The sequence below is a fragment of the Streptomyces sp. NPDC031466 genome (assembly GCF_055581265.1).
The window spans coordinates 415,617-435,452 of the sequence record NZ_JBVIJT010000002.1; the positions used below are offsets into that span (position 1 = coordinate 415,617).

At 73.2% G+C, this 19,836-nt stretch carries 16 protein-coding genes; 7 read left to right on the top strand and 9 right to left on the bottom strand.

What is annotated here, in order from left to right:
• Positions 1-8 precede the first annotated feature (8 nt).
• From ACZ5GP_RS04725 to ACZ5GP_RS04745, 5 genes are all read right to left on the bottom strand, one after another.
• Positions 9-1,508 carry a phytoene desaturase family protein gene (locus tag ACZ5GP_RS04725; RefSeq protein WP_468749389.1) on the bottom strand — a complete coding sequence of 500 codons (1,500 nt, stop codon included), beginning with the start codon at positions 1,506-1,508 and terminating at the stop codon, positions 9-11.
• Positions 1,509-1,553: 45 nt separating this feature from the next.
• Complete coding sequence (locus ACZ5GP_RS04730) at positions 1,554-2,168, bottom strand: DUF4126 domain-containing protein (protein ID WP_468749390.1); 615 nt, start codon at positions 2,166-2,168, stop codon at positions 1,554-1,556.
• Between the two features lie 373 nt (positions 2,169-2,541).
• Positions 2,542-3,162, bottom strand: a complete 621-nt coding sequence (locus tag ACZ5GP_RS04735) for a TetR/AcrR family transcriptional regulator (protein ID WP_468749391.1) — start codon at positions 3,160-3,162, stop codon at positions 2,542-2,544.
• Between the two features lie 47 nt (positions 3,163-3,209).
• Positions 3,210-5,294, bottom strand: a complete 2,085-nt coding sequence (locus ACZ5GP_RS04740; RefSeq protein WP_468749392.1) for a YhgE/Pip family protein — start codon at positions 5,292-5,294, stop codon at positions 3,210-3,212.
• Positions 5,266-6,060 (bottom strand): ATP-binding cassette domain-containing protein, encoded by a 795-nt coding sequence (locus ACZ5GP_RS04745; RefSeq protein ID WP_468749393.1) that lies wholly within the window; start codon positions 6,058-6,060, stop codon positions 5,266-5,268. The genes ACZ5GP_RS04740 and ACZ5GP_RS04745 overlap by 29 nt, the downstream gene beginning before the upstream one ends.
• A 162-nt stretch (positions 6,061-6,222) precedes the next feature.
• On the opposite strand from ACZ5GP_RS04745, the gene ACZ5GP_RS04750 reads away from it, so the two are divergent.
• The 3 genes from ACZ5GP_RS04750 (at position 6,223) to ACZ5GP_RS04760 (ending at position 8,387) form a co-directional block, all read left to right on the top strand.
• Entirely contained in the window at positions 6,223-6,771 is a 549-nt protein-coding gene (locus ACZ5GP_RS04750; protein ID WP_468749394.1) for an SAV_6107 family HEPN domain-containing protein, read from the top strand.
• 97 nt (positions 6,772-6,868) lie between these two features.
• Positions 6,869-7,705: a class I SAM-dependent methyltransferase gene (locus ACZ5GP_RS04755; RefSeq protein WP_468749395.1), complete on the top strand. Its 837-nt coding sequence runs from the start codon at positions 6,869-6,871 to the stop codon at positions 7,703-7,705.
• Positions 7,706-7,976: 271 nt separating this feature from the next.
• Positions 7,977-8,387, top strand: a complete 411-nt coding sequence (locus tag ACZ5GP_RS04760; protein ID WP_468749396.1) for a DUF3040 domain-containing protein — start codon at positions 7,977-7,979, stop codon at positions 8,385-8,387.
• A 117-nt stretch (positions 8,388-8,504) separates the two neighbouring features.
• Here the strand turns inward: ACZ5GP_RS04760 and ACZ5GP_RS04765 are convergent, their stop codons facing one another.
• The 4 genes from ACZ5GP_RS04765 to ACZ5GP_RS04780 form a co-directional block, all read right to left on the bottom strand.
• Entirely contained in the window at positions 8,505-10,958 is a 2,454-nt protein-coding gene (locus tag ACZ5GP_RS04765) for a transglutaminase TgpA family protein (RefSeq protein ID WP_468749397.1), read from the bottom strand.
• Positions 10,955-12,319 carry a DUF58 domain-containing protein gene (locus ACZ5GP_RS04770; protein ID WP_468749398.1) on the bottom strand — a complete coding sequence of 455 codons (1,365 nt, stop codon included), beginning with the start codon at positions 12,317-12,319 and terminating at the stop codon, positions 10,955-10,957. Before ACZ5GP_RS04770 ends, ACZ5GP_RS04765 begins: the two co-directional genes overlap by 4 nt.
• The gene (locus ACZ5GP_RS04775; protein WP_468749399.1) at positions 12,319-13,341 is read right to left on the bottom strand and encodes an AAA family ATPase; all 1,023 of its coding nucleotides are present in this window, start codon (positions 13,339-13,341) and stop codon (positions 12,319-12,321) included. The genes ACZ5GP_RS04770 and ACZ5GP_RS04775 overlap by 1 nt, the downstream gene beginning before the upstream one ends.
• 219 nt (positions 13,342-13,560) lie before the next feature.
• Positions 13,561-14,118, bottom strand: a complete 558-nt coding sequence (locus tag ACZ5GP_RS04780) for a beta-class carbonic anhydrase (protein ID WP_468749400.1) — start codon at positions 14,116-14,118, stop codon at positions 13,561-13,563.
• 419 nt (positions 14,119-14,537) lie between these two features.
• Here ACZ5GP_RS04780 and rsmH point away from each other — a divergent pair, with 419 nt between their 5' ends.
• The 4 genes from rsmH to ACZ5GP_RS04800 all read left to right on the top strand — a co-directional run bounded on the left by rsmH (position 14,538) and on the right by ACZ5GP_RS04800 (position 19,836).
• Positions 14,538-15,497: a 16S rRNA (cytosine(1402)-N(4))-methyltransferase RsmH gene (rsmH, locus tag ACZ5GP_RS04785; protein ID WP_468749401.1), complete on the top strand. Its 960-nt coding sequence runs from the start codon at positions 14,538-14,540 to the stop codon at positions 15,495-15,497.
• Between the two features lie 63 nt (positions 15,498-15,560).
• On the top strand, positions 15,561-16,193 hold the full coding sequence (gene ftsL, locus ACZ5GP_RS04790) for a cell division protein FtsL (RefSeq protein WP_468749402.1): 633 nt from the start codon (positions 15,561-15,563) through the stop codon (positions 16,191-16,193).
• Positions 16,194-16,199: 6 nt separating this feature from the next.
• Positions 16,200-18,149, top strand: coding sequence for a peptidoglycan D,D-transpeptidase FtsI family protein (locus ACZ5GP_RS04795; RefSeq protein WP_468749403.1), 1,950 nt, complete (start codon positions 16,200-16,202; stop codon positions 18,147-18,149).
• Positions 18,150-18,168: 19 nt separating this feature from the next.
• Entirely contained in the window at positions 18,169-19,836 is a 1,668-nt protein-coding gene (locus ACZ5GP_RS04800; RefSeq protein WP_468749404.1) for a UDP-N-acetylmuramoyl-L-alanyl-D-glutamate--2,6-diaminopimelate ligase, read from the top strand.

Below are 19,836 nucleotides of genomic sequence, written 5' to 3' on the forward strand. Positions count from 1 at the left end.
GGTCAGGGTCACTGAGAGCCCCGGAAATCAGGGCCCTCGACGATCAGCCCCGCGACCAGCGCGCCCGACATGCCGGCGTGGGGCAGGCCGCCGCCCGGGTGCGACCAGCCGCCGACCGCGAAAAGGCCCGGCAGACGGGTGCTGTTGGACGGGTGCAGGAGCCGTCCGCCGGCCGCCGCGAGCGCCGGGGCGGGGACCGCGCCGCCGTCGGCGCCGGTGGCCTCGGCGATGTCGGCCGGGGTGCGGGTCTCGTGCCACAGGAGGCGCTCGCGCAGCCCCGGGAGCACGGACTCGGCCCGGGAGATCACCCGCTCCACGTCGGCCGGGCCCACCTCCAGGCGCGCGGGCACCGTCACCGTCAGCGTCACCGCCTCGTGCGCGCCGTCGGGCGTCAGGCTCGGGTCGTCGGGGCGCAGCACCGTCACGGTGGGGGAGGCGGGCAGGCCCGGCCGCTCCCCGAAGAGGCGGTCCAGCTCGTCCTGCCGGTCGCGGGAGTGCAGCACCGTCCGGTGCGGGACGCCCTCGGGGCGGGCGCCCGACAGGGCGAGCAGGACCGTCAGCCGGCTGGGCAGCCCGGAACGCGCGGGGACGTCACCCCGCGCCCGTATGTCCACACCGGAGAGCATCCCGTCCAGGACGGTGGGCGCCACACCGGCCACCACGAAGTCGGCGTCGGCCGTCGAGCCGTCGGCCAGTTCCACACCCGCCGCCCGGCCGTCCTTCTGGGCGATCCGGACCACCGCCGTGTCGAACACGAACTCGACCCGGCGGGCCAGGCAGCGCTCGTACACCGCTGTGGCCAGCGCGCGCAGGCCGCCCCGCACCGACCAGGTGCCGAAGGTCTGCTCCATGTACGGCAGGACGGCCGCGCTCGCCGGGGCCGACCGGGGATCGAGGCCCTGCGCGAGGGCGAACTGCTCCAGGAGCGCGAGCAGCCGGGCGTCGCCGCCCAGCTCCAGCTCGCCGATCTCACTGAGGGTGCCCGCGCGGCGCTCAGGGCGCAGCAGGCGCTTGTGGGGCACGGCGGGGTACGGCTCGCGGGCGCCGAGCACCCGCCAGTTCGGGTACAGGGGCTCTTCCAGGAGAGGGCGGCGGGTGCGGTCCCACGTCTCCCTCGCGCGGTTCATGAACGCCGCCCAGCGGGCGCCCGCGCCGGCGCCGAGGGCCGCGTCCAGGGCCTCGCCGACGCCCGCGCGCGAGGCGTTCGGCAGGTCGGTCGTGGTGCCGTCGGCGAAGACATGGCGCACGGCGGGCTCCACCTGGGACAGCTCGACGCACTGCTCCAGGGGCTCCTTGCCGGTCTTGACGAACACGTCGCGGTAGACCGCGGGGAGCTGGAGCAGGCCGGGCCCGGTGTCGAAGGCGAACCCGTCCCGCTCGACGCGGCCGAGCGCGCCGCCGTAGGTCCGCCCGCGTTCGTACACCACCACCCGGTGGCCCGCGACGGCCAGCCGGGCGGCGGCCGTCATGGCGCCCATCCCGGCGCCGATCACCACAATCCGTGCCATGCCAGGGACTTTATCGGCCACCACCGACAGCCGTGCCGCAGGGCCTCAGAGCGCGGGCGGCCCGTCCCGTCCGGCCAGCCGTCTCTCCTCGCGCCGCTGCGCCCTGCGCCGCAGGAACCGGCGGATGCGCGAGAGGAGGAAGAACAGCAGGAACAGACCGAGCAGCAGGAGCACCGCCGCGATGACGGCGGCGGCCTCCGGGTAGAACATCGCGAAGGAGATGAGCCCGCCGACCCCGAGGTCCTCGGCCGTGCTCAGCACGACGTTGCTGAAGGGCTCGGGCGAGGTGTTGATCGCCATCCGGGTGCCGGCCTTCACCGCATGGCTGGCCAGCGCCGTCGAACCGCCCACGGCGCCCGCCGCGAGGTCCGACAGGGACCCGCTCTGGCCCGCGAGCAGCGCGCCCACCACGGCGCCGGACACCGGCCGGACGACCGTGTGCACCGCGTCCCAGACGGAGTCGACGTAGGGGATCTTGTCGGCGACGGCCTCACAGAGGAAGAGCACCCCGGCGGCGATCAGCACGTCCGGCCGCTGGAGCGCCTCGGGCACCTCGTCGCTGACGCCGGTCGCGCCGAAGACGCCGAGCAGCAGGACAACGGCGTACGCGTTGATCCCGCTCGCCCAGCCGCTGGTGAACACCAGGGGGAGTACGGACACGGACGCGATCGTAACCACTGTCGGGCGACGCGGCCCGGGGATCGGTGCGCACGTCTGAGTATCTCTACCTAGCCGCGGAGATGAGTACGCGCGCGGATAGGCCCCCACCTGCGAAGACGGCAGAGTGAGGGGCACGGAGAAGGGCACGGCGCCGGTACCGCCGACACGGGGCGGCGGAAACGGCGCCGGGCCCTTGGCCGCTCCTTCCGCCGCGAGGCGGGAGCGAGGTACGGGGGTGACTCGGGGGGCGACCACACGGGGGACGCACGGGGGTCACGGGGGACGTGAAGAAGGCGCCGGTCCGGTGCCACCTGGCGAACAGGGGGCACCGGACCGGCGCCTTCGTACGGGCGCTTACCGGGCTGCCGTACCGCTACGCGCGCGTGCCGCTGACCCGGCCCTGGAGCAGCCGTGACAGGGCCGCGTGCACGTCGTCCAGGGAACGCTCCGGCTGGAAGGCCTGCCAGTCCAGGGCGGCGACCAGCACCATCCCGACGAGCGCCGCGGCCGTCAGCGGGATGTCGATCTCCTCGCTCAGCTCCCCGGTGGCGACGCCCGCTCGCAGCACGTCCTCGACCACCGCGACGGCCTGCTGCCTGACCACGAGCAGGGTGGACTGCCAGGCGCGGTTCGTGCGCCACAGCTCGGCGACGTACAGCTGCGTGAAGGCGGGGTAGCGGTTGATGAAGACGAGACCGGCCCTGATCATCGCGTCGAGGGCGTCGACATTGCTGCCGCCGCTCTTGCGCGTCTCCTCGGCCGCTTCCCTCAGGGAGGCGGTCAGCAGGCCGACGCCGTGCCGCAGCAGCTCTTCGAAGAGGACCGATTTGCTCGCGAAGTTGTAGTAGACCGTGCCCTTCGCGACCCCGGCCCGTTCGGCGATCTCGTCGACCGTCGTGGCGGAGAAACCCTGTTCCGCGATGAGGGTGACGGCCGCCTCGTAGAGCTTCTGCCGGGTGGCCTCGCGCCGGGAGCTGCCTGCACTGCTGTCCATGACCTTGATTCTCACAGGTCCCGCGGGGCGACCCGTCCTCGATGCGCTCACAGGCTCAGCTCCGGGTGCAGCCGCTCCAGGGTCCACACCTGCTTGCGGTGCGCGGAGCGCGCGGTGAGCGCCAGCGCACCCAGCGTGAAGGCGGCCAGGACCGCGCACGCCTGCCAGACGGGCCCGAGGCCACCTCCGGTGATCAGCCTGCGCAGCGCGTCGACGACATGGCTCATCGGCAGGAAGGGGTGGATCGCCCCGAAGAAGCCGGGGCTCGTCTGCACGGGATAGGTGCCGCCCGCCGACGTCAGCTGGAGCATGAGCGCGGCCAGGACGAGGATCCGCCCGGCCGCCCCGAAGCGGGCGTTGAGCCACTGCACGATGGCCGCGAAGCACGCCGTGGTGAGGCACAGGAAGCCGATCGTGCCGGCCGCCCTGGCCATCTGGAGGCCGAGCCCCCAGTGCAGGACCGACATGAGGGCCGCCACCTGGAGCACCCCGAGGGCCACCACGGGCAGCCAGCCGGCCAGCGCGATGCGCCACGCGGACGCGCCCGCGGCGAGCGCGCGCCGGTTGAGCGGCGCGATCAGCATGTACGCCACCATCGCGCCCACCCACAGGGACAGCGGGATGAAGTACGGCGCGAAACCCGTGCCGTAGTTGGGCGCCTTGTGCAGCGACCGCGAGGCGAGCTGCACCGGGTCGGCCATGACGTCGGTGCGGGCGTCGCGGTCCTTCTTGCCGTAGTCGGGGATCTTCTTGACGCCGTCGTGCAGCCCGCCGGACAGCTTCGCCGAGCCGTCGGCGAGCTTGAACATGCCGCCCTTGAGGTCGCTCGCGCCCGTCTCCAGCTTGCCGATGCCCGTGTCGAGGTCGCTGGCGCCCGTCTTGGCGGTGCCGAGGCCCGTGTGCAGCTTCTTGGCGCCGTCGGCCACCTTGCCGGCGCCCCTGTCGAGTTCGTTGATCTGGGTGACGGCCTTGTCCAGGTCCTCGTCGAGGTGCGGGGCGCGGTCGGCGAGCGCCTGCGACTTCTTCTGGAGGGTGGCCAGGTGCTTGTCGAGCCGCCTGGCGTCGCCGCGCTGGTCCTTGATCACGGTGTTCATGTCGTCCGCGATGGTGGAGACGTTCTCGGCGGCCTCCTTGGCCTCCCTGAACTTGGGGCAGTTGGGATCGGGCACCGGTGCGTTCTCGCAGTGCTTCGCGTAGAAGTCGCCGATGGTCCTGGAGCCCTCCTTGGCGCCCTTGGCGGCCCCGGGGGCGAGCTTGACCCAGTCGTCCAGGTTGCGGCGCATCGCCTTGGAGGTGTCGGCGACCAACTGGGCGGTGTCCCCGATGGTCTTGCCGTTGTCCTTCAGGAAGGGCCGCACCTTGTCCGCGGTGCCGTTGACCTTGCCGGCGAGCTTGTGGGTGCCGTCCGCGACCTGCCGCGCGCCGCTCTTCAGGTCGCCCGCGCCCTTGTGGAGCTTCTTGACGCCCGAGGCCAGCTCGGCGCTGCCGTCCTTGGCGTCCCCGAGCCCCTTCGCGAGGTCCGTCGAGCCCTTCTTGGCCTTGCCGATGCCGCCGTCGAGCTTGTCGGCGCCCTCCGCGGCCTGCTGCGTCTTGTCGTGGATGTCGGAGAACGAGATGAAGATCTTGTCGAGGAAGGAGCGCGAGGCCTTGGTCGACGCGGCCCTGCGCACTTCGGAGAAGACCGTCCGCGAGATCTGCCCGACGATGTAGTTGTTCGCGTCGTTCGTACGCACCCGCAGGGCGCCCGTCTCCGGGGACTCCCCGGAACTGGACGCGATGCGCTTGCTGAAGTCCGAGGGCATGGTCAGCGACAGGTAGTACCTCCCGTCCTCGACGCCCTCGCGTGCCTCGGCGTCGGTGACCTCGTGCCACTCGAAGGTCTTGCTGTCGTGCAACTTCTGCACGATGGAGTCGCCCGCCCGGAGCTTCTTGCCCTGCGCGGTGGCCCCCTCGTCCTCGTTGACGAGCGCGACGGGTATGCGGTCGAGACGCCCGTACGGGTCCCAGAAGGAGCACAGGTACAGCGCGCCGTACAGCAGGGGGAGCAGCAGCAGCGCGACGAGCGCGGCCCGGGGCAGCTTCCCCCTGCCGAAGCGCCTCAGTTCAAGCGAGGCCAGTTTGGGCGAGCGCATCCGCCGTCTCCTTGTCGTCGTCGCCACCGTGCTGTTCCCGCTCGGTGTCCGGCACCGGCCGGGCGCCGGTGCGCACCACGACCGCGCCCTCGGGCGCCTCGCTGCACACCGCCACGACAGTCGTGCCGCTCTCCGCGAGGGACCTCAACAGGGCCCAGGCCTCGCCGCGTTCGGCATCCGAGAGCTTCAGGTCGGTGTCGTCGACCCCGAGCAGCCGCGGCCGGCCGATCAGCGCGAGGGCCACGGACAGGCGCAGGGCCTCGAGCCGCTCCAGATCGCGTACGGAGGTCCGGCGACCCTTGGGCAGCGACTCCAGGTCGAGCCCCGCGGCGGCCAGCGCGGCGCCGACGCGCAGCCGCATCTCGTCGCGCCGCTCGGCGCGCGGCCGCAAGAGGCCCCGCAGCGGACCGCCGAACCGCCGCTCCAGGAGCGCCCGTTCGTGCAGATGCTCGGCGACGGTCAGCGCCGGGTCGAGATCGGTGACGCCGGGCACGGGTCCCAGGGCGCTGATCCGGCGCACGGAGGCCAGCTGTTCGGGCAGGCGGAAGCCCGCCACGCGAGCGTGGCCCTCGGTGGCGCGCATACGTCCCGTCAGAGCGAGCAGGAGGCAGGTGCGGCCCGAGCCGGACGGGCCCTCCAGAGCGATCAGCGATCCGGGCCCGGCGTCGATGTCGATGCCGTGGAACGCCCAGCCGCGCGGGCCCTTGAGCCCGAACTCCTCGGCGGCGACGGCGACTCCACGAGCGGCCTCGGTCGAACCGTCCACAATCCCCCCTGACAATCCGTTTTTGAACTGACCAGTCAGTACAAAAGTAGGCCCGAACCCCCACTCGACGCAAAGGTCCAGGTCAGAGCCGATTGTCAGTGGCGTGGCCCACGATGGGTACATACGGCCACAGTGCCGTCACACGACGACAGGAGGTTCGTCATGGCCAGCACTTCCGCGGCAGCCGCACACCGGCACAGCGCCGTGCGCCCCGCACCCGCGCTGAACGGCCCGGCGAGCGACGTCCACCCCGTCCTGCGCCGCGCGACCGCCCCGCCCGCCGCCCTCGAACTCCTCGCCCAGGCCCGCGCCGGAATCGACGAGGCCGCCCGCCTCGACGCCCCGAACGAGCGCTACGCCACCGCCCACCTGGCCGCCCTGCGCACCGCGGCCGCCGTCCTCGCCGCCCGCGGCAGGCCCGAGCCGACCCCGCGCCGCAGGCAGCGCATCCGCAGCGCCTGGGAGGTCCTGCCCGAGATAGCGCCCGAACTGACCGAGTGGAGCGCCCTGTTCGCCTCCGGCGCCGCCCGCCGGGCCCGCGCCGAGGCGGGCATCCGGGGGGCCGCCACCGGCCGCGACGCCGACGACCTCGTCCGTGACGTGGTGATGTTCCTGCGCCTGGTCGAGCGGATGCTGGTCCTCCAGCCCGTCCTGCCCCAGCCGAGGCAGGAGCCGGCGGAGGCGGGAGAGGAGCGGCCGAACGCGGGCTGACCGGCCGCTCGTCGCCCGGGACGGGTGGGCGGGGCACCGGGCGACAGGCAATAAGGTGGGGACGATCGCCCACCCACGCGCCGAGGAGTCAACTGCCGTGTCGGACCCGATGCGCCCGCCCGTCTCCCCCCACCGCCCCCAAGCGGCGTCGCTGCGCTCCGACTCCCCTCGCCCGCGCGCTTCTTTGCGTACCGCCGTCGTATGGGACGTCCTCAAGGAGGCCCTGGACCGCCGCACCGAGGCCGTCGGCCGCCAGTCGCGCACCCGGCTGGACGTGCTCGACACCGGGGGCGGCAGCGGCAACTTCGCGGTGCCCGTGGCCGGCCTCGGCCACCGGGTCACGGTCGTGGACCCCAGCCCCAACGCCCTGTTCGCGCTGGAGCGCCGGGCCGCCGAGGCCGGCGTCGCCGAGCGCGTGCGCGGGGTCCAGGGCGATGTCCTCGGCCTCTTCGACGTGGTCGAGCGCGGCGGCTTCGACGCCGTCCTGTGCCACGGCGTCCTGGAGTACGTGGACGACCCGGCCGAGGGCGTGCGCCTCGCCGTCGACGCGCTGCGCCCCGCCGGTGTGCTCAGCCTCCTCGGCGCCGGCCTCGGCGGCGCCGTGCTCGCGCGGGCCCTCGCCGGCCACTTCAAGGAGGCGCAGACCGCGCTCACCGACCCGGCGGGCCGCTGGGGCGCGGGCGACCCCGTGCCGCGCCGCTTCACCGCCGAGCAGCTCACCGAGCTGGTCGAGGCCGCCGGCGTGCGCGTCGACGCGGTGCACGGCGTGCGGGTCTTCGCCGACCTCGTCCCCGGCGTCCTGGTGGACACCGAGCCGGGTGCCATGGAGGCCCTCCTGGAGCTGGAGGCCGCCGCCGCCGAGCTGCCCGCCTTCCACTCCGTGGCCACCCAGCTCCACGTGCTGGGGCAAGCGCGCGGTACGGACCAGGCCTGAGGGACCCCCGCCGCGCCGCTGATCAGCGGCGCGGCAGCACATGGAGTACGCCACAGCCCCCCGAACGGGTTACCGGCGCCGTATGATCGAGGGACACCGTCCCGCATGACGGTTCGGCCGCCGGGGAATGCACGCTTCAGCGAGCCGGAGCGATGTGTTGGCCCGGTTTGGCGAAGTTGGCGCAGAGGGGCGGGTTTCACGGGGGCGATTCCCTGCCTATCCTGAAGGGGACCCCCGGTCGCCCCGGCGACTGCACGATGAGGAGGACTCCGTGCCGCTCTCGGAGCACGAGCAGCGCATGCTCGAGCAGATGGAGCGAGCGCTGTACGCCGAAGATCCCAAGTTCGCGACAGCGCTTGAGGGAAGCGGGCTGCGCACGTACACCCGGAAGCGGGTCTACCAAGCGGTCGTCGGCTTCCTGGTGGGCATCGCCCTTCTCATGGCCGGAATGGTCGCCCAGCAGATCTGGATCAGCGTGGTGGGATTCCTCGTCATGCTGGGCTGCGCTGTGCTCGCCGTCACCGGTTGGCGCAAGGCCCCGAAGCCGGGCGAGCAGCCCTCGGGCGCGGCCGCGCAGGGTGGACCGCAGGCTCGTCGGCAGACCAGGCAGCGCCGTTCCGTCATGGACCGCATCGAGCAGCGGTGGCAGCGCCGCCGCGACGAACAGCAGGGTGGTCAGTGAGCCGGGCCCCGCGAGGCCGCCACAACAGACCGTGAACATGTGAGGGGTGACCGCCCGCGGGCGGCCACCCCTCACACGTACGCGCGTCTCCTCACACGTATGCCCGCCGACGGCGCCTCATCCCTGGCGCGGGGCCCGACGCGGCAGTTTCCGGGTCAGGGCCGCCCACCGCTCGGCGGCCCGCTGGCTCCAGCGGGTGCCGAACGCCGTCCAGCGCTCGGAGAGCGCCCACACCACCCGAGCGGCCGAACGCGGCGCGAGTGTCGCCCGCAGCCGGGCCGTGCGGCTCGCCGAGGCCCGCAGCCCCTCGCGTACCCGCCGCACGTCGTCGAGCAGCCCGGCCGGCGGCGGCTGCGGAGTGGGCGCGTAGAGCACCTGCTCCACGGCGGTCGCCACCCGGTGGAGGGCCTGTGCCGGGCCGTCGGACAGCTGCCCCACGCGGATGATCCGCGCGGCCGCCTTGCGAGGCGTCTGCGACTCGTCCGGCTCGATGCCGAGGTCCCACGCCGTGTCCGTCACCTCCAGCCAGGCGCCCAGGGTCCGGGGCGCGGCGACCGCGGGCGTGAGGACCGCGCCGCCCTGGACGCCACCGGCCGGCCCCAGCCGCACCGTCTGCACCCGGGTCCGCCACAGCAGGGGCAGCAGCGGCACCGTGAGGAGGAGCAACGCGGCGAGGGCCACCAGGACGATCGTCCCGATGGGCGGGCCGTCGCCGCCCGAACCGGTCGCGACCTGCGGCGCGGCACTCGCGCACCCGCCCTGCTTGCGCACCTCGGGCGGGCAGCTGTCGGACGCCGAGGGCGCGGCGGACGGCTCGGAGGTGCGGGACGGCTCCGGGGTGTCCGAGTCGGTCGCATCACCGGAGGGGGTGTCCGAGCGGGTGTAGTCGGGCACCGAGCCCCGGTTGGGCGTCGGCTCGAAACGGGTCCAGCCCACACCCTCGAAGTACAGCTCGGGCCAGGCGTGCGCGTCCCGCAGCCCGACCGACATCGTGCCGTCAGCCTGTGCGGAGCCCGGCGTGAAGCCCACCGCGACCCGGGCCGGTATGCCGAGCGTGCGCGCCATCGAGGCCATCGCGAAGGAGAAGTGGACGCAGAAGCCTTCCTTCTGCCTCAGGAACTTCTCGATCGCCGACGGGCCGCTGCCCGCCTTGACCTGCGTGTTGTACGTGAATCCGCCGTCCGAGGCGAAGTAGTCCTGGAGCTTGACCGCCTGCTCGTAGGGGTTCGCGGAGCCCTTGGTGACCCGGCGGGCGGTGTCCGCGACCATGGCGGGCAGCGAGTCGGGCACCTTGGTGAACTCCCGCCGCAGGTTCGCCGGGGGCGAGGAGGCGTTGGCCAGCTGGTCGGCCGTGGGCTCCACGACCAGGCTCCTGACCTCGTAGTCGACGCCGCGCGTGGTCTGCCCGCGGTCGCCGACCAGAGCGCGGCCCACCGGTTCGAACCGCCACCGGCCGCCGATGTCCACCTGGCTGGCGGGGAACGGCATGGGCAGCCAGTTCTGCGCGTAGCCGTCGGCGGCCGAGATCTTCGTGCGGATCTCGGTCCTGCGGACGTCGGGGAACAGCCCCTGGGGGTCGGGCAGCGGCGAGGGCACGTCCTCGATGCCCCGGACGGTGGTCTTCCAGGTGGTGCCGTCGAACTGGTCGAGCGAGACGATCCGCAGATACAGCTCGTCGCTCTGCTCGGCGTTCGTGCGGTACGACAGGACCTCCCGGTCCTCCGGCTGGTTCAGGCTGTCCTGGAGCGCGACCAGGGGGTTCACGGCGGAGATCGTCCCGCCGCCGCCCGTGCCGTTCCCGCCCGGACCCCCGGAGCCGCCCAGGAGGCCGCCGTCCAGGCCCGGCAGCGCGAGCGGCACCACCAGGGCGACACCCAGCGCGAGAGCGCCGATGCGCCGCCCGGTGCGGACCGGCGCACTGGCCCCGCCACGGGTCTCCAGCCCCCCGGAGACCCGTCCCGGAGAGCGCGGGGCGCCGCCGCCGAACACCCGGCCCCACTGGGAGAGCCGGTCCCGCCCCTCGGCCAGGAGCAGCAGCAGATAGCCGCAGGCGGCGAAGAGGAACCACAGCCATCCGGCGCCGCTCCCGGAGAGCCCCGCCGCGACCGAGTACAGCGCGAGCAGCGGCAGCCCGGCCGGGGCCGCCGTGCGGTAGGTCACCGCGAGCGCGTCCACCGCGAGGCCTATCACCAGGACCCCGCCCACCAGCATCAGCCGGATGCCGTCGCTGAGCGGCGCCGGGATCGCGTACCGCCCGACGTCGGCGCCGCCCGCTTCCAGGAGCACGCCGAAGCGGTGGAACGCCTCGGGCCCCGGCACGATCCCGGCGACCGCCTGCTCGCGGGCGAAGACCAGGGTGAGCAGCAGCAGCGTCACCAACGCCTGCACGGCCACGGTCAGCGGCCTGGCCAGCGGCGCCCGCCGGGCCAGCGCGCCCACCCCGCTCTGCAGGGCGAGCAGGAGCACCGCCTGCAGGAACCACGTCGCCGGATCGACGAGCGGCAGCAGCGCGCTCGACGCCATCAGCGTGGCCGCGGTGGCGCACAGCGCGAGTCGCGCGCGTCCACTCATGACCATCCCCCCACTGTCGTACCTCCGTGCGGTCCGGCGGCGCCGGCGCGGGCGTGGTCCGCCTGTCGCCACAGGTCCGCCAGGCTCGCCCCCGCGGGCACCGGCAGCGCCGTCCAGCCCGCCTCGCGCAGCATCCGCACCCGCGCCTCACCGGCGCCGGACGGCGCACCGCCGGGGCCCCGCGCCCAGGCCGCGCCGTCCAGGACGAAGGCGACCGCGGCGCCGCTGCGGCGGCGCATCTTGGCGACCACGGCCGCCTGTTCCTCGTCGAGGTCGCCGAGGAAGGCGACGAGCAGGCCCTCGTTGCCGCCGCGCAGCACGTCGTACGCGCGTGAGAGCCCGGCCCCGTCGGAGTGGTCGACGACCGCGAGGGTGTCCATCATCAGGCCGGCCGCGTCCGCCGACTCCTGGCTCGCGCCCGCGAAGCCGTCGGAGCCCTCGCCCGGCACGGAGGTGCCGGTGTCGGTCAGCAGCCGTACCGAGAAGCCCCGTTCCAGCATGTGCACCAGGGCGGATGCCGTGCCGGACACCGCCCACTCGAAGGCCGAGTCGGGTCCCGCGCCCCGGAAGCCGGCGCCCCGGGTGTCCAGCAGCACCGTGCAGCGGGCGCGCTGCGGCTGCTCCTCGCGGCGGACCATCAGCTCGCCGTAGCGCGCGGTGGAGCGCCAGTGCACCCGGCGCAGGTCGTCGCCGTGGCGGTAGCCGCGCGGGATGACGTCGTCCTCACCGGCGAGCGCCAGCGAGCGGTTGCGCCCCTCGCCGTACCCTTTGGCCTCGCCGGTGAGCCGCACCGGGGGCAGTGCCTCCACGCGCGGGATGACGGTGAGGGTGTCGTACGTCGAGAAGGAGCGGGTCAGCTCGCACATTCCGAACGGGTCCGTCAGGCGCAGTTGCAGCGGTCCCAGCGGATAGCGCCCGCGCAGGTCGGAGCGGACGCGGTAGGACACCTCGCGGCGCCCGCCCGCCTCGATGCGGTCGAGCACGAACCGCGGCCGGGGGCCGAGGACGTAGGGCACCCGGTCCTGGAGCATCAGCAGTCCGGTGGGCAGCCGGGTGACGTTGTCCATCCGCAGGTGCACCCGGGCCTCGGAACCGGCGGGCACGCGCGCGGGGGAGAGCCTGCGGCTGCTCGCCACGCGGTGGCGGGTGCGGAAGAGGACCAGGGCGCAGACCAGCGGCAGCACGGCGAGCAGCAGCCCGACGCGCAGCAGGTCGGCCTGGCCGAGGACGTAGGCGCAGATGGCGGCGGCGACCCCGGCCGCCAGGAAGGAGCGTCCGCGGGTGGTCAGGCCCGCGAGAGCCGTGCGCAGCCCGGCTCTGTCGTCCTGCGCGGGGCCCGCCGGCATCCCCCCGGCCGTCATCAGAGCCCCCGGGTGCCGGGCGGCCGCTGGTCGAAGAAGGCTCCGGCGCCCGGTGGGGCGGCGGCGGGGACGGGCGTGTGCTGGAGGATCTCCAGGATGACCGATTCGGCGGTGCGGCGGTTCAGCTGGGCCTGCGCGGTGGGCAGCAGGCGGTGCGCGAGGACCGCGACGGCCAGGGCCTGCACGTCGTCCGGCAGGGCGAACTCCCGGCCGCTGAGCGCGGCGGAGGCCTTGGCGGCGCGCACCAGATGGAGCGTGGCGCGCGGGGAGGCGCCGAGTCTGAGATCCGGGTGGCTGCGGGTGGCGGCGACGAGGTCCACGGCGTACCGCCGCACGGACTCGGCCACGTGGACCGTGCGGACCGCGTCGATGAGCTTCACGATGTCGTGCGCGTGCGCCACCGGCTGGAGGTCGTCCAGGGGCGAGACGCCGCCGTGCACGTCGAGCATCTGCAGCTCGGCCTCCGGGCCCGGATAACCGATCGAGACACGCGCCATGAAACGGTCGCGCTGCGCCTCGGGCAGGGGGTAGGTCCCCTCCATCTCCACGGGGTTCTGGGTGGCCACCACCATGAAGGGGCTGGGCAGTTCGTAGGTCTGCCCGTCGATGGTGACCTGGCGCTCCTCCATGGACTCAAGGAGCGCGGACTGCGTCTTCGGGGAGGCGCGGTTGATCTCGTCGCCGATCACGATCTGGGCGAAGATCGCGCCGGGTTTGAACTCGAAGTCGCGGCGCTGCTGGTCGAAGATCGACACCCCGGTGATGTCCGAGGGCAGCAGGTCGGGCGTGAACTGGATGCGCCGCACCGAGCAGTCGATGGAGCGCGCGAGGGCCTTGGCGAGCATGGTCTTGCCCACGCCCGGCACATCCTCGATGAGCAGGTGCCCCTCGGCGAGGAGCACCGTCAGCGAAAGCCGTACGACCTCCGGCTTGCCTTCGATCACACCCTCCACCGACCTGCGGACGCGCTCCGCTGTGGTGGTCAGGTCTGTGAGGCTCGCTCGATCGTCATAGGTCGTCACCCGGCCCTCCTCGGCCCTTCCCCGAGCTCTTGAGGAGCAGGGGATACCCCGTGTCCGGGCCGCCGCTCACGCGCGCGACCCGGTCCACACGAATTCACCGACACCACGCCTGAACGGTCGGCGTGGTGTCACCCCGCATTGTTGTTGGGCGTACCGGGTCGTGTCACTCGCCTGTGGATAACTGGCGACGCTTTGTCGGGTCTCAGGGCCTTTTGTCCGTCACGCAGGGTCGATTTCCCTCAGCAGGCCCGTGGTCACGTCGAACACGAAGCCGCGGACGTCGCCGGTGTGCAGCAGGAACGGGGAGGTCCGCACGCGCTGCATCGACTGGCGTACGTCCTGGTCGACGTCGCGGAAGGACTCCACCGCCCAGGTCGGCCGCTGCCCGACCTCGTTCTCCAGGTCCTGGCGGAACTCCTCGGTGAGGGACTCCAGGCCGCAGCCGGTGTGGTGGATGAGGACCACGCTGCGGGTGCCCAGCGCCCGCTGGCTGATGGTCAGGGAGCGGATGACGTCGTCGGTGACCACGCCGCCCGCGTTGCGGATGGTGTGGCAGTCGCCCAGCTCCAGGCCGAGCGCGTCGTGCAGGTCGAGGCGCGCGTCCATGCAGGCGACGACGGCCACGCGCAGCACGGGGCGGGCGTCCATGCCGGGATCGGTGAAGTCGGCGGCGTAACGCACGTTCGCCTCCACCAGACGGTCGGTGACCGAGTCGGCGGCCAGGTCACCGTTCGGCGCTGTGGGGGTGGGGCCGGAAGGGGATGCGGAAGTCGACATGGCTATGACGTTAGTGCTCACTGATCGTCTTGGCCCGTCGCGAGAAGGGACAAAAAATGTCAAAGACTCTTGTTGTGAGGTACCCCACAGGGGCTTGCCGCGCCGCGTCCGAACGGGTGGCCCACGCCCTTTCGCCGCTCTCCTCGGACCGGCCCGCGACGCGCAGGCCGGTTGATTGACCGGGCGACACCGTGGACTAAAGTGACGCGAAGCGGGAGACGTGACCTGCTCCCCGCTGGACCGCACATCCCGGAGATTCTCTGAATCCCCACGTGCGCGGCGCGTACGTACGGCTCGGCCTCCTCCCGCTCCCGGTCGGCTGACGCCACTTTCCCGGCGCCGGCGGACCATTCCCCTTCACGGAGCGGGCGGGGACCCGGCAGTGCGTACGAACGCCGCGCCGGACCTGAGAGGGCCCCTTGACCGACAACAGCCGACACGTCCCGGTGATGCTCCAGCGGTGCCTGGACATGTTGGCCCCCGCCCTCGCCGAGCCGGGAGCGGTCGTCGTCGACTGCACCCTCGGCCTCGGCGGTCACAGCGAGGCCCTCCTCGCCACCTTCCCCGCGGCCCGCCTCATCGCCCTGGACCGGGACAAGGAGGCGCTGCGCCTGTCCGGCGAGCGGCTCGCCCCCTACGGCGAGCGGGCCACCCTGGTGCACGCGGTCTACGACGAGCTGCCCGAGGTGCTCGACCGCCTGGACGTCCGGCGCGTCCAGGGCGTCCTGTTCGACCTCGGGGTCTCCTCCATGCAACTGGACGAGGCCGACCGGGGATTCGCCTACGCCCAGGACGCCCCCCTGGACATGCGCATGGACCAGACGACCGGCATCAGCGCGGCGGAGGTCCTCAACACCTACGCGCCCGGCGAACTGGTGCGGATCCTGCGGGCGTACGGCGAGGAGAAGCAGGCCAAGCGCATCGTGAGCGCCGTCGTGCGCGAACGCGACAAGGAGCCGTTCAGCAACAGCGCGCGGCTCGTCGAACTGATCCGCGATTCCCTGCCGCAGGCCGCCAAGCGCACCGGCGGCAACCCCGCCAAGCGCACCTTCCAGGCCCTGCGCATCGAGGTCAACGGCGAACTGAGCGTCCTGGAGCGGGCCGTGCCCGCGGCCGTGAAGGCGCTGGCCGTCGGCGGCCGGATCGCCGTCCTGTCGTACCACTCCCTCGAAGACCGCCTGGTCAAGCAGGTGTTCGCGGCCGGTGCGGCGAACACGGCCCCGCCCGGCCTGCCCGTCGTCCCCGAGCGCTACCAGCCGCGGCTCAAGCTCTTGACCCGAGGCGCCGAACTGCCCACCGAGGAGGAGATCGCCGAGAACCGCAGGGCGGCCCCGGCCCGGCTGCGCGGCGCGGAGCGCATCCGCGAGGACGTCGGCTGACGCCCGCCCCGCCGCACGGCCCCTGAGCCCGAGTTTGCCGAGCCGAGTCCGCGAGGAGGCTTTATGAGCAAGAAGAAGCCCGAGCTGCGGGGGAGAGCCGCCCGCCTCGCGCGACTGCTGCCGCAGAGCTCCAACCAGGCGGCCCGCACCCCCTTCGTCCTGCTGGTCGTCCTGCTCCTCGGCGGCGGTCTGATCACGCTGCTCATCCTGAACTCCTCGCTCAACGAAGGCTCGTTCCAGGTGAGCGAGCTGAAGAAGGAGACGAAGGACCTCACCGAGGAGGAGCAGCAGCTCCAGCGCGACGTGGACGGTTTCGCGGCCCCCGACGCCCTCCAGCGGCGCGCCGCCGAACTCGGCATGGTCCCCGGCGGCGACCCGGCCTTCCTGAACCCCGACGGGACCGTGCGCGGGGTCCCCGGCGCCGCCGCCGGGCCCGCGCCGCGCCCCCAGGAAGCGGTGCCCCCGGCGCTCACCGTCCCGGCCCCCGGCCGGCCCTCGGCACCGGCCTCCGCCCGCGCCCCGGCCTCGGCCCAGCCCTCGGCCGCCGCGCCCACGGCCACGCCCTCCGGACCCGCGCGCGCGGAGCCCCCGGCCCGGCTCACGACTCCTCGGCCCCTGACTGTCCGGCCCACGGCGATCCGGCCCACGACCCCCCGGCCCGCGATGCCCGGCCCCCCGACGACCTCCGGCAGGTGACGTTAAGTGTCCGACAGGGAACCCCCGCGGCGCCGGGTGCCAGGGCCCGCGCGGCCCACCCGCCCCGCCGCGCCCCGCCGCCCGGCCCCCGCGGGGCGCCCCGCCGCCCGCCGTCCCGCCCCGAAGGCCCGGCCCCGCACGATCCGCCTGGGCAGCCCCCGCCCGCGCCTTCGCATGGTCAGCCTGGGCCTGACGCTGGTGATGCTGGCCTTCGTCGTGCGCCTGCTCCAGGTGCAGGCCGTGGACGCGAGCGTGTACGCGGCCAAGGCCGAGAAGAACCGCTATTTCACGCACACCCTGGCCGCCGAGCGCGGGCGCATCACCGACCGCGGCGGCGTCGAACTGGCCGCCAGCGTGGACGCGTACGACATCACGGCGGACCCCACCCTGTTCACGCCGAAGGAGACGAAAACCAAGGACGCGCCCGAGCAGGCGGCCGCGCTCCTCGCGCCCATCCTCGGCGAGGACGCCACCGCGCTGGCCAAGAAGCTCAAGACCCCCCGCACGCGCTACGTCCTGCTCGCCACGCGCCAGACCCCCCAGGTCTGGAAGCAGATCAAGGACCTGCGCGGCGCGCTCGCCGAGAAGGCCGGCACCGACCCGAACTCGCCCAACGTCCTGGCCGGCGTCCTCGCCGACCCGAGCAGCAAGCGCGTCTATCCGAACCACGACCTGGCCGCCGGGATACTGGGCTGGGTCAACTCCGACGGCGAGGGCGGCGGCGGCCTGGAGCGCCAGCTCGACAAGCAGCTGGCGGGCGAGGACGGCAAGATCCGTTACGCCCAGTCCGGTGGCCGGCGCGTGCCGACCGCGGGCTCCACGGAGACGCCCGCCGTGCCCGGCTCCGACATCGAACTCACCATCGACCGCGACATCCAGTGGGCCGCGCAGAACGCCATCACCGAGCAGGTCAGGAAGTCCGGGGCCGACCGCGGCTACGTGATAGTGCAGGACAGCAGGACCGGCGAGGTCCTCGCGATGGCCAACGCCCCCGGCTTTGACCCCAACGACCTCTCGAAGGCCGACGGCACGGCGCTCGGCAACGCCGCGCTCCAGGACGCCTTCGAGCCCGGCTCCACCGCCAAGGTCATGTCGATGGCGGCGGTCCTGGAGGAGAACGTGGCCACGCCGGGCACCCATGTGACGGTGCCCAACCGGCTGCACCGCGGCGACCGCCTCTTCCAGGACGACATCGACCACCCCACCTGGCAGCTGACCCTCAACGGCGTGCTCGCCAAGTCCTCGAACATCGGCACCATCCTCGCCACCGGGGAACTGGGCAAGACGCAGCGCGAGGCCAACAAGGTCCTCTACTCCTACCTGCGCAAGTTCGGCCTCGGCAAGGAGAGCGGGCTCGGCTTCCCCGGCGAGACGTCCGGAATCCTCGCGCCCCCCGAGAAATGGTCCACCTCGCAGCAGTTCACGATCCCCTTCGGCCAGGGCGTGTCGATCAACGCCATGCAGGCGGCCTCGGTGTACTCGACGATCGCCAACGGCGGCGTACGCGTCGAGCCCACCCTGGTGCGCGGCACGAAGGGCCCCGACGGCCGCTTCACCCCCGCCCCGAAGCCCGAGAAGACCCGGGTGGTGAGCGACAAGACGGCCCGGACCCTCTCGCAGATGCTCGAATCCGTCGTCGACGACGAGGAGGGCACCGGCACCAAGGCCCGCATCCCCGGCTACCGGGTGGCGGGCAAGACCGGTACGGCCAACCGGGTCGATCCGGCGACCGGCCGCTACAAGGGCTACACCTCCTCCTTCGCCGGTTTCGCCCCCGCCGACAAGCCGCGCGTCACCGTCTACTGCGCGATCCAGAACGCCACCAAGGGCAGCTACTTCGGCGGCCAGATCTGCGGCCCCATCTACAAGGAAGTCATGGAGTTCGCCCTCAAGACGCTCCAAGTCCCGCCGACGGGAAGCGGTCCCGCCCGCCTCCCCGTCACCTTCGAGCCCTGAGACCCACCAGGAACCGCCCGTGACAACGATCACCCCCGGCCCCGGGAACCATCCTCCGCCACGCCCCTCACTTCGCTCCGAGAGGGGTACGCCCGGTACGCTCACCGCCGTGCCACACGCTGATCAGTCCCAAACCACCCAGAAGGGCGCTCCCGTGACCTACCCGGGACCGCCGCGGCCGGAACAGGTCTCCGCGGCCTCACTGACGGACCTGGCGGGCCAGCTGGGCGTCGCCGTCGAAGCGCCCGGGGAGACCGGCGGCACGCGGATCACGGGCATCACGCACGACTCGCGCGCGGTCCGCCCCGGTGACATCTACGCCGCGCTGCCCGGTGCCCGCATGCACGGCGCCGACTTCGTCGCCCAGGCCGCCGACCTCGGCGCCGCCGCGATCCTGACCGACCCGACCGGCGCCGAGCGCGCGGCCACGACCGGCCTGCCGGTCCTGGTCGTCGACAGCCCGCGCGACCGGATGGGTGAGCTGGCCGCGACGGTCTACGGCCATCCCGGCCGCGATCTGCTGCAGATCGGCATCACCGGCACGTCCGGCAAGACCACGACCGCCTACCTCGTCGAGGGCGGACTCAAGGGGCTGCGCGCGACCGGCCTGATCGGCACGGTCGAGATGCGCATCGGCGAGACGCGCATCAAGTCGGAGCGCACTACGCCCGAAGCCACCGATCTCCAGGCCCTGTTCGCGGTGATGCGCGAACGCGGTGTCGAGGCGGTCGCCATGGAGGTCTCCAGCCACGCCCTGGTGCTCGGGCGGGTGGACGGCTGCGTCTTCGACGTCGCCGTCTTCAACAACCTCAGCCCGGAGCACATGGAGTTCCACTCCGGCATGGAGGACTACTTCCAGGCCAAGGCGCAGCTGTTCACCAAGCGGCGCTCGCGGCTCGGCGTGGTCAACTTCGACGACGAGTACGGACGCCGCCTCGTCACCGAGTCCGAGGTGCCGGTCGTCACCTTCTCCGCCGAGGGGCACCCGGACGCCGACTGGCGCGCCGAGGACGTCGAGGTCGGCCCGCTCGACTCCACGTTCGTCGCCGTCGGCCCCAAGGGCGAGCGCGTCACCGCGAAGTCGCCCCTGGCCGGCCCGTTCAACGTCGCCAACACCCTCGCCGCGATCGTCTCGCTGGCCGTCGCCGGGATCGACCCGCAGCGGGCCGCCGACGGCATCGCCGCGGTGCCGGGCGTGCCGGGCCGCCTGGAGCGCGTCGACGCGGGCCAGCCCTACCTCGCCGTCGTCGACTACGCCCACAAGACGGACGCCGTCGAATCGGTGCTGCGCGCGCTGCGCAAGGTCACCGAGGGCAAGCTGCACATCGTGCTCGGCTGCGGCGGCGACCGGGACAAGACCAAGCGGATGCCGATGGGCGCGGCCGCGGCCCGCCTCGCCGACACCGCCGTACTGACTTCGGACAACCCCCGTGGCGAGGACCCCCTCGCGATCCTCGCCACGATGCTCGCCGGCGCCGCCGAGGTGCCGGCCCACGAGCGCGGCGACGTCGCCGTCTTCGAGGACCGCGCCGCCGCCATCCGCGCGGCCGTCGTCCGCGCGCGGCCGGGCGACACCGTCCTGGTCGCGGGCAAGGGACACGAGCAGGGGCAGGACATCGCCGGGGTGGTGCGTCCCTTCGACGACCGCCAGGTGCTTCGCGAAGCTATCCAGCAAACCCAGGGATGA

What these genes read in the sequence shown, in the direction of transcription:
- ACZ5GP_RS04725 (WP_468749389.1), bottom strand. Translation starts at nt 1,508, where the DNA reads ATGGCACGGATTGTGGTGATCGGCGCCGGGATGGGCGCCATGACGGCC.
- ftsL (WP_468749402.1), top strand. Translation starts at nt 15,561, where the DNA reads ATGAGCAAGAAGAAGCCCGAGCTGCGGGGGAGAGCCGCCCGCCTCGCG.
- ACZ5GP_RS04735 (WP_468749391.1), bottom strand. Translation starts at nt 3,162, where the DNA reads ATGGACAGCAGTGCAGGCAGCTCCCGGCGCGAGGCCACCCGGCAGAAG.
- ACZ5GP_RS04740 (WP_468749392.1), bottom strand. Translation starts at nt 5,294, where the DNA reads ATGCGCTCGCCCAAACTGGCCTCGCTTGAACTGAGGCGCTTCGGCAGG.
- ACZ5GP_RS04765 (WP_468749397.1), bottom strand. Translation starts at nt 10,958, where the DNA reads ATGAGTGGACGCGCGCGACTCGCGCTGTGCGCCACCGCGGCCACGCTG.
- ACZ5GP_RS04750 (WP_468749394.1), top strand. Translation starts at nt 6,223, where the DNA reads ATGGCCAGCACTTCCGCGGCAGCCGCACACCGGCACAGCGCCGTGCGC.
- ACZ5GP_RS04780 (WP_468749400.1), bottom strand. Translation starts at nt 14,118, where the DNA reads ATGTCGACTTCCGCATCCCCTTCCGGCCCCACCCCCACAGCGCCGAAC.
- ACZ5GP_RS04770 (WP_468749398.1), bottom strand. Translation starts at nt 12,319, where the DNA reads ATGACGGCCGGGGGGATGCCGGCGGGCCCCGCGCAGGACGACAGAGCC.